Below are 14,016 nucleotides of genomic sequence, written 5' to 3'. Positions count from 1 at the left end.
CGCGCGGGCGGCGCCCATGTAGCATAGGCGGGCTGTTTGGGGAACGCGGCCGTGGACAGGGACGGGCAGGGGCCAGCGCAAAGCCGGGCGCGCGCGATGCCGCGCGCCGGAAGCGCGGGCGCGCGGCCCTATCCTGCCCTGGTCTGGGGCTCCCGGGACAGGCTGTTCCACGCGCTCCCCGGCAAGCTTGCGGGAGATATCAGGGCCGAGGCGGATGCGGGCCGGCTCATCCTGTGGCTTCCCGTGCTCATGGCGGCCGGGATGCTGGCCTATTTCGGCGCAGAGCAGGAACCCTCCCTGGTCGCAACGGGCACACTGACGCTCTTTCTCGCCACGCTCTCGTTCCTTGCACGCAGGCGGCTGGTCTCGTTTGCGCTTCTGGTTGCGCTCACCGCGTTGGCCACCGGCTTTGCCGTCGCGACGTTCCAGACGGCGCGGATCGCACATCCCGTGATTCTGCCCCCGGCCGGCGCCGTGAAACTGACCGGATATGTCGAACAGGTTGAGCGCCGCGCCACCGCCGACCGTATCCTCCTGCGGGTGATAACGGCCGAAGGGCGAGGACTTTCCACCAAGCCGGAGCTTGTTCGGCTTTCGTTGGCGCGGGGGAGCGCGCCGCCGGCAGGCTCGGCGGTGTCCCAACTCGCCCGGCTTCTGCCCCCGCTGGGACCTGCTGAGCCGGGGGCGCACGATTTCGGCCGTGCGCCGTGGTTCCAAGGCATCGCGGCAGTGGGGTATGGCCTGGGCAAGCCGAAGGCGGTGGTCATCGATACTCCGCCCTCCCTGAGAGTGCGGATCGGCGCGCTGCTGGAAGCCGTGCGATCCGGACTTTCCGCGCGGATACGCGCGTCCCTGGGCGGCAGCGCGGGCGACATCGCAGTGGCGCTTGTGACTGGCGATCGTGCGCATATCTCCCCGGCGGTCGAGGAAAGCATGCGCCTCTCAGGCCTCACGCACGTACTTTCCATATCTGGGCTACACATGGCGCTGGTGGCAGGGACATTGTTCGCCCTGGTGCGCGGGATACTGGCGCTCTCGCCTGTTCTGGCCCTCGGCTATCCCCTTAAATCCATGGCTGCGGCTGTCGCGGTGGCCGGCAGCGCTTTCTATCTCGCGCTTTCGGGCAACGATGTGCCGGCCCAGCGCTCCTTCCTCATGGCGGCGATCGTGCTTCTCGGCGTTCTGGTCGGCCGCCCCGCACTGAACCTGCGCACGGTCGCGGTGGCGGCGGTGCTGGTTCTGGTGATTGCACCGGTCTCGGTCCTGGACCCGGGCACGCAGATGTCGTTTGCCGCCACGCTCGCCCTCGTCGCGGCCTATGAGCGGTGCCGGCCGCTCTGGAGCCTGCGCCCGCCGGACAGCCTGGCATGGCGTATCCTGTTCAAGGTGGCGTTATTTCTCGCCGGCCTCGCGTTGACGTCCCTGGTGGCGGGCCTCGCCACCGCGCCCTTCGGAGCGCTGCATTTCCAGCGCCTGGCGCCTTATGGCCTCCTGGCGAACCTTGCCGCCATGCCGGCGGTTTCGCTGCTGGTCATGCCATTTGGGCTCATCGGCGTGCTCTTGATGCCGTTCGGCTTTGATCATCTTGCGTGGCCGGTCATGGGCGCGGGCATCGACATCATGGTGGGGGTATCGGACCGGGTGGCGGCCCTGCCGGGCTCGGCCTATCGCACGGATGTCGTCACCGCCACTTCGGCGGGCGCGGCGGCTCTGGCCCTGTGCTGTCTCTGCCTGCTGCGGGGATGGCTGGTGGCGGTCGCTGTGGTGCCCGCGACCTTGGCAGTCTTGATGGCAGGCGCGCCACCGAGGCCCGACGTGCTTGTGTCGCAGGATGGACGGACCGTGGCGGTGCGGGACGGGCAGGGCCGGCTTTCCATTGCAGGCGCCACGGCCAACAAGATGGTTGCCTCGCAATGGCTGACACGGGACGGCGATATGCGCGTCAGCACCGACCTCGCCCTGACGTCCGCCTTCATCTGCGACACCCTCGGGTGCGTCGCCACCCTGCCCGGAGGAGGCCGCATCGCCCTGTCTCGACGGCCGGAAGGGTTGGAGGCGGACTGCCTGGAAGCCGACATGGTGGTCACGGCTCACGCCGCGCCGCTGAAATGTCCGGCGCGGGTGTTTTCCCCCGCGACGCTGGCTCGGACCGGCCCCGTGGCCCTCTTCCGCACGGCGGATGGATGGCGCGAGGTGCCCGCACGGAATCCCAGAGTTCAGCGCCCGTGGATGGCTGAATGGCCCATATCGGATGGGACCCCCGCCGGCAGCGAAGACGCAGCGGCTACGGATGCCACGTAATAGTCAGAAACCGAAGAAGAGGTCTCAGCTCTCCTTGCGATCCAGCATGCTGTTTTTCAGGTAAGGCGGCCTGGGGATGGCGGTATGGGCAGCCCGCAATGCCGCCGACCAGCGCTCGCGCAGATCGTGGAAATAGGGTTCGCCCGGCTCGATGCGATACTTCAGCTCAGCCTCCAGCGTATCGGGGCAGAGCACCAGCACGTCGATCGGCAGACCTACGCCCAGGTTCGATCGCATCGTCGAATCCATGGAGATCAGGCTCGACTTCAGCGCATCGGCAATATCCATGTCGTAATTCACCGCGCGGTCGAGAACCGGCTTGCCGTACTTGTGCTCGCCGATTTGCAGGAATGGCGTGTCGGTTGTGCACTCGATAAAATTGCCCGCAGAATAGACCATGAAGAGGCGCAGCGGGCCGCCAGCGATCTGTCCACCAAGAAGAAACGACACGTCGAAGCTGACATTGCTCTGTTCGAGCGCATTGGCATCGAAGCTGTGCACCTGACGGATCGCGCGGCCGACGAGTTGGGCGGCCTGGAACATGGTGCGGCTGTCGCGCAGCATCTGCCGCTCGCCGGCTTCATGATCCTCGACGCCTTCATGGAGCATGCTGATGACCGACTGAGAAACCGACAGGTTCCCCGCCGAGGCGATGGCCATCACGTAGTGACCCGGCTCCTCGAAGATGTGGAGCTTGCGAAATGTCGAGATATTGTCGAGCCCCGCGTTGGTGCGCGTGTCGGCAATCATCACCAAACCATTACGGACCAATACGCCGCAGCAATACGTCATCGCCGTCCCTCACCCTGGCTGCGAGTTATAGCGAGCCACGGCGTGCGGCTGCAATCGTGGTCATGTGCCCGCGAAGAATATCTTTTTCGTGTGGCGCGATAGTCCCAATGGCTCAATCCTGTTCTTCAGGGGCGGTGCCGCGTCGGAAAGGACCGAGTTCGGCGAGGTCTTCGCCAGCTTGAAACACATGCTCACGCTCGTGCTCAAGGTATTGCGCGACCGCACGCCGCAGCCCCGCATCAGCGATCCAATGAGCCGAGTAGGTGAGGGTGGGAAGGTAGCCGCGCGCCAGCTTGTGCTCGCCTTGCGCGCCGGCCTCCACCACCGTCAGCTTGTGTGCGATCGCGTAATCCACCGCCTGATGGTAGCAGACCTCGAAATGCAGAAATGGGTGATGCTCTATGGCCCCCCAATAGCGGCCATACAGCGTGTCCGTGCCAACCATGTTCAGCGCCCCGGCGATGTAGCGTCCGCCGCGCCGCGCCATGATGAGCAGAACCTTGTCCGCCATCCGCGAGCCCAGCAGGGAGAAGAACGTGCGGTTGAGATACGGCTGCCCCCACTTGCGCGAGCCGGTGTCCATGTAGAAGGCGAAGAACGCATCCCAAGCGGCTTCCGTGATGTCGGAACCAGTGAGATGTTCGATTTCGATCCCTGCGCTCAAAGCCTCGCGCCGCTCACGGCGGATCACCTTGCGCTTTCGGGAGGAGAGGGCTTCGAGAAAATCGTCGAACGCGGCATAGCCTTCGTTCTTCCAGTGAAACTGCTGGTCCACGCGCTGAAGAAACCCCAGCTCGCGCAGACGGCCCCATTCCTCCTGCGTCGCAAACGTCACATGGGCGGATGACGCGCCGTGCTGACGGGCAAGCTGCACCAGCCCGGCCGCGAGCAGATCCTGGCGGGTCTCGGCGTCCGGACCGGGCAGAACCATGAGCCGGCGGCCGGTCACCGGCGTAAACGGCACGCTGACCTGAAGCTTGGGATAATAGGCGCCGCCGGCACGCTCATAGGCGTCCGCCCATCCCTGGTCGAAAACGTATTCCCCGCGTGAATGGCTCTTGAGATAAGCGGGCACAACGCCTGCGGGACGCCCGTCGGCGCCATCCAGGATCAGATGCTGCGGCGCCCAGCCGGCCCGCGCCCCGACGCAGCGTGCGTCTTCCAATGCCAGGAGAAAGGCGTGTGAGACGAATGGCTCCGGCGCGGCAGCGGTGCCGGCTGCGCACGCGTTCCACTGTTCGGCGGGAATGTCGCCGAGGCCGGAGAGAATGCGGATGCGCGCCTCTGTCATGCTCGCTGCAAATGTAGACGCTGCATCGTGCACGAAAGGGCGGTGCAAGGTCGCAGGGTCAGGGTCCTGCTCAGGGTTTGGGCTGGGGCTTCAGGATGAGGATATTGAGATCGCTCTGCGGAAAGAAGTCCTTGGCGCGCATCTGAAATGTCGTCGGCCCGATCTTCTTCACCCCGGTTCCGCAGAAACTTATGAGGTTTTCTGGCGCACCTTTATCAATGGTCAAGGTGAAGTCCCCGATCGGCCCCGCCCAGTTCCCGCCGGTCTTGAGAATATAGCTGATGCGCGCCTCGGAAAGGGCCGGCGTATCGGACCCTTGAAGGCGTGGTACGCGGGCGACGGCCGACTTGAAGGCGCCATCGATACAGAACGTCTCGTCCATGTTGCGCAATTCCCGAAGGAAATCCGCATCCTTGGTTTTCGTTCCTAGCATCGTGCCGACGGACATGCCGACACTGGGACGATAACGATGCTCGACCACGAGGTCGCTTTTCGCCGGAAAGGTCTGGGTCCAGAAGTAAGTGGTCTTGAGTGTCCAATCGAGCGGCGTGAGATGGCGTTCCCATCCCTTGCCGGCGTCGTACTCATCAATACGCACCAAGCCGAGTTCCAGCAGCTTCTGTTTCTGTGCGTCCGGTAGTGCGTCCAGCGCCTTGACCGTCGCCTGCCCGAACGGCATGAGCGGAACCTTGAATTCCTGGAGCAGCGCAGTGCGCTCCAGCCCCAACGCGATCACGCGCCGCTCGATAGATGCCGTGACCGGCGCCCCGTTCACGCTGGTATGGAAATCCAGGAAATTGTCGGCTTCCGGATTGGGGATCGAGGTTTCCTGCTCCGAATAGGCCATGTCCGGCATGGGGAAGGCGACAAGGGTGCGCACGTCCTTGTCTGACGTGTTGCGGAACACGTACCGGACCCGCACTTCTTTCTCGGATATGGACAGGTCTTCAGAGACCATGCTGATGGCATCGTTCTGCACGAACACCAGACCGCCCGCGCCGAGGGCGGCGGACGTGTCGTTGGCCCGTGCGCCACCCGCAAGGCACAGGACGGTCGCTGCGCATGCGATCCCTACAGACAAAGGACTACGGCTCAAGGCTTCCTCCTTTGCGGTGTTCACACCGCATGGGTCAGGGCCGAAAGCCCTCGAAAATCATCTGATCGGCGTAGTTGACCGCGCGCGCCTGATCTTCCGCGCTGCGAACCGTCCAGGCAAGCACCGGCAGTCCCATCACACGGGCGACACGCAGCCGGGCATTGCCCAGGTCCGCCGCGCGGTAGGCGATGAACTCGAAGCGCGTGCGGGGCCAATGAAGCAGGTTTGTCAGCACGAGGCGCGTGCGCAGCGGCAGGAGCGCCCACTCGTCATGCGCATAATGCCGTTCCGCCACGATGCCCCGGACGATGCCAGAGTTGGCGCGGCGTACCGCCGCCACGAGATCCGGATCGAACGACATGAGCGCAACGGCGCCCTGATAACGCGAGACAAGCTCCGCAGCACGCTGGGCGACCCGCGTGTCGCCGTCGAAGGCACTTTTCATTTCGATCAGCAACGGCACCCGGCCGTTCACCAAAGCGAGAAGCTCCGGCAAGGTCATGATGCGATCCGCCGTATGGCGGAACGCGATCTGCTTTAGCCCTGCCACCGTATGGTCGCGCAGTATCCCGTTGCCTGTTGTCAGACGCTCAAGCGTGAAGTCGTGGAAGATGACGGCTTCGCCATCCCCGCTCAGTTGAACATCCAGTTCGATGGCGTATCCCGCGTCCATCGCCGCCGTGATCGCGGACAGGGTGTTTTCCACGATGCCCATAGCGGCCTCGTGGAGGCCGCGATGGGCCACCGGCAGGCGAGTCAAGAAGCTGAGATCACGCATGCTTCGGCCGGGCGACCATTAAGCGACTTCAACGATCGCTTCGACTTCGACAGCGACGTTGAACGGAAGGGCGGCGATCCCCACCGCCGAGCGTGCATGCCGACCCTTGTCACCGAACACTTCGACCAGCAGGTCGGAGCAGCCGTTAATTACGGCAGGATGGTCGGTAAAGTCCGGGGCGGAGTTCACGAAGCCGACCAGCTTGACGATGCGAACCACCTTGTCGAGGTCGCCTACGGCCGCCTTCACCTGGGCAATGATGTTGATCCCGCAGATGCGCGCCGCCTCACGGCCTTCGGCAATTTCTACCCCACCACCGAGCTTACCCGTAGTGAGTTTTCCGGAGCCGTCGACCGAGATCTGGCCGGATATGAAGAGAAGATTGCCGGTTTTCACAGCCGGAACATAATTCGCCAGCGGAGGCTTGGGAGATGGAAGCGTGATCCCGAGTTCGGCGAGCTTCTGCTCAATGGACATGCGCGGCTCCTGGGCGTGTTAGGCTGAATTTGGTGCGGAGCGTTACGCCGCCATGGAAATGGCGCGATGGTCCGCGCACCTGTCTTGGCCGAAGCCTTGTTTGCACGCAAGCAGTGGTAAGGGAAAGAAAGGTTGTAGGGCATGGCAATTTTTGGAAGGGAATCGGCAATGACGGTGTCTATGCGTCCGCTGACCTTAGGCCTCGTATTCGCGGCCCTCGCGGGACTGGCGCCTCATGCGGCATCCGCGAACGCCCTGATGGCGCATCGGGCCAGCTATGCCCTCGCACTCGACCCTTCCAAGTCTTCCCAGAAGCTCGATGGCGCAGACGGCCGCATCGACTATGAGATGAAAGGTGACGCCTGCCAGGGCTATACCGTGAACCTGCACCAGGCGAACAACCTCGACACCGGAGAGGGACCTTCGATCCGAAGCGACATGCTCTCCACGAGTTGGGAGGACGGCACGGGTACGTCCTACAAATTCAAGACCGTGAACCGCACCGACGGCGCGGTGAGAAGCGATGTGGATGCGAGCGCAACCCGCTCACCGGAGGGTTTGACGGTGAAGATCACCAAGCCGCGCCGTGAATCCGTCGATCTCAAGGGGCCGATCCTCCTGCCGACCCAGCACGTTCTGAAGGTGCTCGCGGCGGCGGCTGCGGGAGATAGCGTGTTCGAGTCCAAGGTGTTCGACGGTTCCGACGACGGGGACAAGGTCTATGACACCTTGGCGGTAATCGGCCGTCCCGCAAAGGATGCGACCAACCTTCCAGACGCGGCCAAGACCGTGTTGGCGGGACAGACATATTATCCCGTCACCATCAGCTATTTCGACGCCGGCGCATCAGGCCAAACGCCAGCCTATGTGATGAGCCTCTTGCTGTATGAGAACGGCGTCGTCGGCGGTCTCAAGATTGACTACAATGACTTCGTGCTGCGCGGCACTCTCGATAAATTCGAGGTCCTGAAGGCCGCTTCCGACACCTGCACGAAATAGGCGAGGACGTGAAAGTCGCGCACCTCACCGTTTCCGGACGGGTGCAGGGGGTCGGCTACCGCGCATGGTGCGCGCGGGAAGCCGAGACACTTGGCCTGCGCGGATGGGTTCGCAATCGCCGTAACGGCAATGTCGAGGCCGTGTTTGCCGGCCCGGAGGATGCCGTCGCTGCCATGGTGGACGCCTGCCGCAGCGGCCCTCCAGGGGCGCGGGTCGACGATCTTCTGCTGCATGAGGCATCTGAAGCCGCCTTGTCTGCGAGCGGAGGCGGGCCCAAAGTCGCCATCCTCGCCACGCTCTAGCAACCCAAGTGTAGCATTCCCGCTACGGTCGCCGAGTTCCTCGCCTTAAGTCGGGGGTGCGCTGTGGCTAGCCGCGTCCCTCGGCGCTATAGATCAGTTCCGATCAGCATTGCGGAGTGCAACGTGCCCGCGACCGTTCCGGCGGAGCGCAGCTTGCTCCGCCCGCCCGCCTTCCCAAATCCGCGGGCTTATAGCGACGTTATTCCTCAGGCGCCCTGGTGGGCGACGCCCTGGGGCGTGGCCTTGATTGTCGCGATATGGGCGCTGGTCCACGGCATCATCTCCGTCGCCATGGAAGGCGCGATCAACGTCGATGATTCGATCGAGAGCTATCTCGTCCAGTCATTCGAGGTCAGCTATGTCCCGCGAAATCCGCCGGTGTTCGACTGGCTGCTCTACGCCATCCAGAGGATCACCGGTCCGGGGCCGCTGAGCTTCGCGATCCTGCGCTACAGCCTGTTCTTCATTTGCGCCATGCTGGTCTACCGGGTGGCGCGGCGGGCGATCACCGATCCGCGCCTCCAGGCACTGGCGGTTTTCTCGCTCTCCGCACTGTGGGTGGTCGGCTATCACAGCCACCGCATCCTCACCCATTCCAACGTCATGATCGTCGCCATCGCCGGGTTCCTGTTGACCCTGATGGCGCTGGCCCGTGGACCGAAATCGCCGTGGCTCTACGCCGGTCTCGGCGCCTGGATCGTGGTCGGCGTGGTCGGCAAGTTCGGCTTCATCGCTTATTTCATCGCCCTGTTTGCCGCCAGCATGCTGGAGCCGAGCTTCCGGCGCGCGTTCTTGGACCGGCGGATCGGCATCACCTTTGCGGTGGCGGCGGTTCCCATCGGCCTCTACATCCTCGCCCTCTACCTGCTGAAGCAGGACGTGGTCGCGGCAACCGCAGACGTGGTGGGGCCGGGTGCGAAATCCAACTGGATGAAGGTGCTGGACACTTTCTTCGGTGCCTGGATCGGATACCTTCTGCCATTCCTGGCTCTGGTGGCCGTGGTGTTCCTGCCTTGGAACCGAGGGGAGGGCGCCCGCCAGGGCACGCCCGAGCAGGCGGCGTTGCGCCATGTACTGCGCTCGATGATTCTGATCGGCACCATCGGCACACTAATCGCTGTCCTGGCCGTGGGCTCGACCAGCCTGCGCGACCGCTATTTCCACGTCTTCTTCCTGTTCGCGCCGGTCTACATCTTCATGGAGACCGAGCGGCTGGGCGGATGGCAGGACCGCATCAAGATCTACCTCGTGCTGCTTCTGCTCCTGGCGGTGGGTGTCGCAGGCGTGCGCGCAGCGGTGACGTTGTGGCCCGATCCACGGCTCTGCGGGCGCTGCACCTCGGCCGAGCCGCTGAAAGCCCTGCGACCGGTTATTCTCGATCGTCTGGGTTCCGCGCCGACGCTGGTCGCGGCGGACCGAATGTCGGCTGGCCGCCTGCGAGCGGCCATACCTCAAGCAAGAGTGGTCATTCCGAACGAAACCGCCTACCGGCCGCCGCCGCGTGCGGCCACCGGATGCGGACAGGTGACGGGCGTCTTCAACGGCTCCGGGGCGATGGCGCCACCGCGCATGGAAGGCACCGCCCTTGATGTCTGGGCCAAGTGGTGGGCGCCCCTGATGACGCCTCGCCGCGAAAGCTTCTGGCAGATCACCCCTCTTCCGCTGGACAGCGAGTTGTGCCGATAGGTTGTTTCAGATTGAGCGTGACGAGCGCCGTCGCGATCGAACTGCGGAAAGCCAGCGCGAAACGGGATCAATTGAAGAAGGCAAATAGTCCGCGATGCTAAGCTCTTTGGTCAGCGGGCGGCTAAACAAAAAGGGCGCGGCTTTCGCCGCGCCCTTCTGTTTTCAAGTGGGAGGCTGGATCAGAAATCCATTCCGCCCATGCCACCCATTCCACCGCCGCCCGGCATCGCAGGAGCGGAGGAGCCCTTCTTCGGCAGCTCAGCAACCAGCGCCTCAGTGGTGATCAGCAGGCTCGACACGGAGGCCGCATCCTGGAGCGCAGTGCGCACCACCTTCGCCGGGTCGATGATGCCGGCCTTGACCATGTCCACATAGGTGCCGGTCTGGGCGTCATAGCCGAAGGCGTATTCGGCGTTTTCCAGGACCTTGCCGACCACGACCGAGCCGTCATCACCCGCGTTCTGGGCGATCTGGCGCGCCGGGGCCTGAACCGCCTTGCGGACGATATCGACGCCGGTCTTCTGGTCTGCGTTGGCGACCTTGATGCCTTCCAGGGCCTTCACGGCACGGAGCAGGGCAACGCCGCCGCCAGGCAGCACGCCTTCCTCGACCGCAGCGCGGGTGGCGTGGAGAGCGTCGTCAACGCGGTCCTTCTTCTCTTTCACTTCCACTTCGGTGGAGCCACCGACGCGGAGCACTGCGACGCCGCCGGCGAGCTTCGCCAGACGCTCCTGGAGCTTCTCGCGGTCGTAATCCGAGGTGGTCTCGGCGATCTGCGCCTTGATCTGCGCAACGCGCGCGTCGATGTCGGCCTTGTCGCCAGCACCGTCGACGATCGTGGTGTTCTCCTTCTCGATCACGACCTTCTTGGCGCGGCCGAGCATGGAGAGGTTCACGTTCTCGAGCTTGATGCCGAGATCTTCCGAGATCGCCTGGCCGCCGGTCAGGATCGCGATGTCCTGCAGCATGGCCTTGCGGCGGTCGCCGAAGCCGGGAGCCTTCACAGCCGCGACCTTCAGGCCGCCGCGCAGCTTGTTGACCACGAGGGTGGCCAGCGCCTCGCCCTCGACGTCCTCGGCCACGATCACCAGCGCCTTGCCGGACTGCACGACGGCTTCGAGAACCGGGAGCAGTTCCTGAAGGCCGGCGAGCTTCTTCTCGTGGATGAGGATGTAGGGATCCTCGAACTCAACGCGCATCTTCTCGGCGTTGGTCACGAAATAGGGGGAGAGGTAGCCGCGATCGAACTGCATGCCCTCGACCACGTCCAGTTCGGTCTCGAAGGACTTTGCTTCCTCCACCGTGATAACGCCCTCGTTGCCGACCCGCCTCATGGCTTCGGCCAGGAACTTGCCGACTTCGGCGTCGCCGTTGGCCGAGATGGTGCCGACCTGGGCGATCTCGTCGTTGGAGGTGACCTTCTTGGCGTTGGCCGCGAGGTCCTTGATGATGGCTTCCACAGCGAGGTCGATGCCGCGCTTCAGGTCCATCGGGTTCATGCCGGCGGCAACCGCCTTAGCGCCTTCCTTGACGATGGCCTGGGCCAGCACCGTTGCGGTGGTGGTGCCGTCACCGGCGAGGTCATTGGTCTTGGAGGCAACTTCGCGCAGAAGCTGGGCGCCGAGGTTCTCGAACTTGTCCTCAAGCTCGATTTCCTTGGCGACGGTAACGCCGTCCTTGGTGATGCGCGGGGCGCCGAACGACTTCTCGATCACGACGTTGCGGCCCTTGGGGCCGAGCGTGACCTTCACCGCATTGGCGAGGATATCGACACCGCGCAGCAGCTTCTCGCGCGCGTCACTGGAAAATTTTACGTCCTTTGCAGCCATGTGCCTGCTCCTTCAGCGTTGGACGAGGATATCGAGGTCACGTCTAGACCGACGCGCCGCGCGGGCCGGTGCCAAAAGACGTTTCCTGGTGTGTGTTTTCAGAAGCGGCCGCTGCCGGGGTGGCATGCACCCGCGCGATCCGCTCCGAAACGATGAGCGATGATGCGCTCAGGCCGCCTTCTTGGCAGCGGCGGGGGCATCGACGATCCCGAGGATGTCGCTCTCCTTCATGATCAGCAGATCCTGGCCGTCCACCTTCACTTCGGTGCCGGACCACTTGCCGAACAGGATGCGATCACCAGCCTTGACGTCGAGAGCGACCAGTTCGCCCTTTTCGTTGCGGGCGCCGGGTCCCACTGCGATCACCTCGCCCTCCTGGGGCTTTTCCTTGGCGGTGTCGGGGATGATGATGCCGCCGGCAGTCTTCTGCTCAGCTTCGATGCGCTTCACGACCACCCGGTCGTGCAGAGGGCGGAAACCCATCGGGAAACCTCCAATTGTTTATAAATACACGTTCAGACGGCGCTTAAACGCCTGCCCGGGCGGCATCTAAGGCCGCAAGGAAGAAGCTGCAAGGGGGTCTAAGAAAAAATTTGGCACTCTCAAAGCCGGAGTGCCAGCCATGCCTGAGGGCGATCGGTCAGAAGGTCACAGACGGGATAAGCGCATCCGCACTCAGGCTTGCGACGCGGTTGCGGCCGCGATTTTTCGCCGCGTAAAGCGCAGCATCCGCACGGGCCAGCACCACATCAAATCTCGCATCGTCTGCAAGGGCTTCCGCCACGCCGATGCTGATGGTGAAACGGATGTGCTGTCCCGGAGGCCCTGGCAAGCTGAGTTTTTCCGCCTTTTCACGAACCTCCTGGCAAAGATCCACCGCAGCGGCGAGCGGCAGCCCCGGCAAGATGAGCGCGAACTCTTCGCCCCCCATTCGGGCGAAAACATGGGTCAGGCCGATCCAGCTTGGAATTGACGCCGCGGCCACGCGCAGCACCTCGTCCCCCGCGGCGTGGCCGAATCCATCGTTGATCGCCTTGAACAAATCGACATCGATGATGGCGACGCTGAGCGCCTCGCCGGTGGCGCGGGCGCGGTCGAATTCGTTGGTTGCGAGTTCAAAGAATTTCCGCCGGTTGAACACCTGGGTCAGGTCATCCGTCGCAGCGAGCTGGGCGAGACGCATTTCCAGCACGCGGCTCAATTCCATCTCCCGCCGAAGCACCCGGTTGAGGCGATAGAAACGCTGGGCCAGGAAGGCCGCGACCACCACCAGCAACGATACGCCGCCCAGCAAGATATACAGCCAACGCATTCCCGGCAGCGGCGCCTCGAACAGGAAGCCCTGGAAGGAATAATTCTGGGGGATCATACCCGCGTCCGCGAACTGCTCCGCGATCCGCTGCCAGCGCGCTTCGCTCTGATAGCCGATATCGACCACATCCGGGATGATCAGCGGGCGTGTGGTGTCGGCCTCGTACTCTAATTGGCGCCGGTCCAGGTCTGGCGCATATTTCTGCAAGATGAGGTCGATGATCTCCTGCTGATGATCGAGCGCATATTTCCAGCCGGCAATCGTCGCATCGCGGAAGCGCCGCACCACATCGGCGTTCTGATAGATCACGTCCTCAGACGTGAAGAGGGTGTCGCCGTAGAAATCGATCCCGACTTCGCGCGGGTTGAATGTCTGATACGGCACCCGGTGGCTCAGAAGGATGAACGGTTCGGTGGTGCTGTAGGCGCTAATGGCCGCGACCGGACCTCCAGCCAGGACCATGGGATCGCCGCCGTAAGGGACGATCTTGAGATCCCCCGGCTTCAGGCCGACCGCATGGAGATAGGCGAGAACCTCCTCCGAATGCGCCTCAAGCATGACCTCCCGGCCCTTGAGGTCGCGCGGACCGTTGATCCCGTCGCCCCGGCGGGCCAATAGCACGAAGGGAGAATGCTGGTAGATCGCAGCAAGCGACACCACCGGACGACCATGTGCCCGATCCACCATCAAAGAAGAGTTGCCGACCCCGAACATCGCCTCCCCACACAGCACGGCGGCAACGGGGTCGATGGTGGGGCCGCCTTCGATCAACGAGACGTCAAAATTCTCGGCGCGGTAGAAGCCCTTAGCCAAGGCTGCGTAAAACCCCGCGAATTGAAACTGGTGCGTCCATTTCAGCTGCACCCGCACCGGAATGGCGCCTTCGCTCCTGCCGGCGGATTGCGCGAACGCGGGTAGGGCAAACGGCAGCAGAAGCAGAGCGGCCAGAAGCAGTCTCACGCGAAGATGCGCCAGTCGCGGAAAGACGCGCGCGCTCACGGCCCGCAGCGGGCCAAGGGCTCCCCGTCGGCGCTTTAAGCGCACGCTTTTCTCACTCCTCGCCATGACTTCCCACCATCAACCACTGCCTGTCAGCACTCTCGGGGCTTCGCTGCTAAAGCCTTGAATTTGAACGCTGAAACTAAACTTTGAT

General features: G+C 63.7%; 12 protein-coding genes. 4 read left to right on the top strand and 8 right to left on the bottom strand.

Annotation, left to right across the window (positions count from 1 at the left end; translation table 11 throughout):
* Window positions 1-96 precede the first annotated feature (96 nt).
* A complete protein-coding gene (locus tag ADADO0_RS19195) occupies window positions 97-2,301 on the top strand; it encodes a ComEC/Rec2 family competence protein (protein WP_511306809.1) in 2,205 nt (734 codons plus the stop codon).
* Window positions 2,302-2,325: 24 nt separating this feature from the next.
* Here ADADO0_RS19195 and ADADO0_RS19190 read toward each other — a convergent pair whose 3' ends face one another.
* From ADADO0_RS19190 to ADADO0_RS19170, 5 genes are all read right to left on the bottom strand, one after another.
* A complete protein-coding gene (locus ADADO0_RS19190) occupies window positions 2,326-3,093 on the bottom strand; it encodes a proteasome-type protease (protein ID WP_511306808.1) in 768 nt (255 codons plus the stop codon).
* A gap of 112 nt (window positions 3,094-3,205) precedes the next feature.
* Window positions 3,206-4,384: a GNAT family N-acetyltransferase gene (locus tag ADADO0_RS19185; protein ID WP_511306807.1), complete on the bottom strand. Its 1,179-nt coding sequence runs from the start codon at window positions 4,382-4,384 to the stop codon at window positions 3,206-3,208.
* Window positions 4,385-4,454: 70 nt separating this feature from the next.
* On the bottom strand, window positions 4,455-5,480 hold the full coding sequence (locus tag ADADO0_RS19180) for a DUF4424 domain-containing protein (protein WP_511306806.1): 1,026 nt from the start codon (window positions 5,478-5,480) through the stop codon (window positions 4,455-4,457).
* A 34-nt stretch (window positions 5,481-5,514) separates the two neighbouring features.
* Window positions 5,515-6,258 (bottom strand): glycerophosphodiester phosphodiesterase family protein, encoded by a 744-nt coding sequence (locus ADADO0_RS19175; RefSeq protein WP_511306805.1) that lies wholly within the window; start codon window positions 6,256-6,258, stop codon window positions 5,515-5,517.
* 18 nt (window positions 6,259-6,276) lie between these two features.
* Window positions 6,277-6,735 (bottom strand): RidA family protein, encoded by a 459-nt coding sequence (locus tag ADADO0_RS19170; protein ID WP_511306804.1) that lies wholly within the window; start codon window positions 6,733-6,735, stop codon window positions 6,277-6,279.
* 168 nt (window positions 6,736-6,903) lie between these two features.
* Between ADADO0_RS19170 and ADADO0_RS19165 the strand changes: the two genes are divergently transcribed.
* From ADADO0_RS19165 to ADADO0_RS19155, 3 genes are all read left to right on the top strand, one after another.
* Window positions 6,904-7,734, top strand: coding sequence for a cell envelope integrity EipB family protein (locus tag ADADO0_RS19165; protein WP_511306803.1), 831 nt, complete (start codon window positions 6,904-6,906; stop codon window positions 7,732-7,734).
* 8 nt (window positions 7,735-7,742) lie between these two features.
* Window positions 7,743-8,036, top strand: a complete 294-nt coding sequence (locus ADADO0_RS19160; RefSeq protein ID WP_511306802.1) for an acylphosphatase — start codon at window positions 7,743-7,745, stop codon at window positions 8,034-8,036.
* A gap of 123 nt (window positions 8,037-8,159) precedes the next feature.
* Window positions 8,160-9,722 (top strand): ArnT family glycosyltransferase, encoded by a 1,563-nt coding sequence (locus tag ADADO0_RS19155; RefSeq protein WP_511306801.1) that lies wholly within the window; start codon window positions 8,160-8,162, stop codon window positions 9,720-9,722.
* Window positions 9,723-9,901: 179 nt separating this feature from the next.
* Here the strand turns inward: ADADO0_RS19155 and groL are convergent, their stop codons facing one another.
* The 3 genes from groL to ADADO0_RS19140 all read right to left on the bottom strand — a co-directional run bounded on the left by groL (window position 9,902) and on the right by ADADO0_RS19140 (window position 13,823).
* The gene (groL, locus tag ADADO0_RS19150; protein WP_511306800.1) at window positions 9,902-11,551 is read right to left on the bottom strand and encodes a chaperonin GroEL; all 1,650 of its coding nucleotides are present in this window, start codon (window positions 11,549-11,551) and stop codon (window positions 9,902-9,904) included.
* A gap of 168 nt (window positions 11,552-11,719) precedes the next feature.
* On the bottom strand, window positions 11,720-12,034 hold the full coding sequence (gene groES / locus ADADO0_RS19145; RefSeq protein ID WP_511306799.1) for a co-chaperone GroES: 315 nt from the start codon (window positions 12,032-12,034) through the stop codon (window positions 11,720-11,722).
* A 157-nt stretch (window positions 12,035-12,191) separates the two neighbouring features.
* Window positions 12,192-13,823 (bottom strand): ABC transporter substrate-binding protein, encoded by a 1,632-nt coding sequence (locus ADADO0_RS19140; protein ID WP_511306798.1) that lies wholly within the window; start codon window positions 13,821-13,823, stop codon window positions 12,192-12,194.
* Window positions 13,824-14,016 lie beyond the last annotated feature (193 nt).

The organism is Aquabacter sp., assembly GCF_965279295.1.
Lineage (GTDB): Bacteria > Pseudomonadota > Alphaproteobacteria > Rhizobiales > Xanthobacteraceae > Aquabacter.
This window is presented reverse-complemented; position numbering and strand designations above follow the sequence as displayed.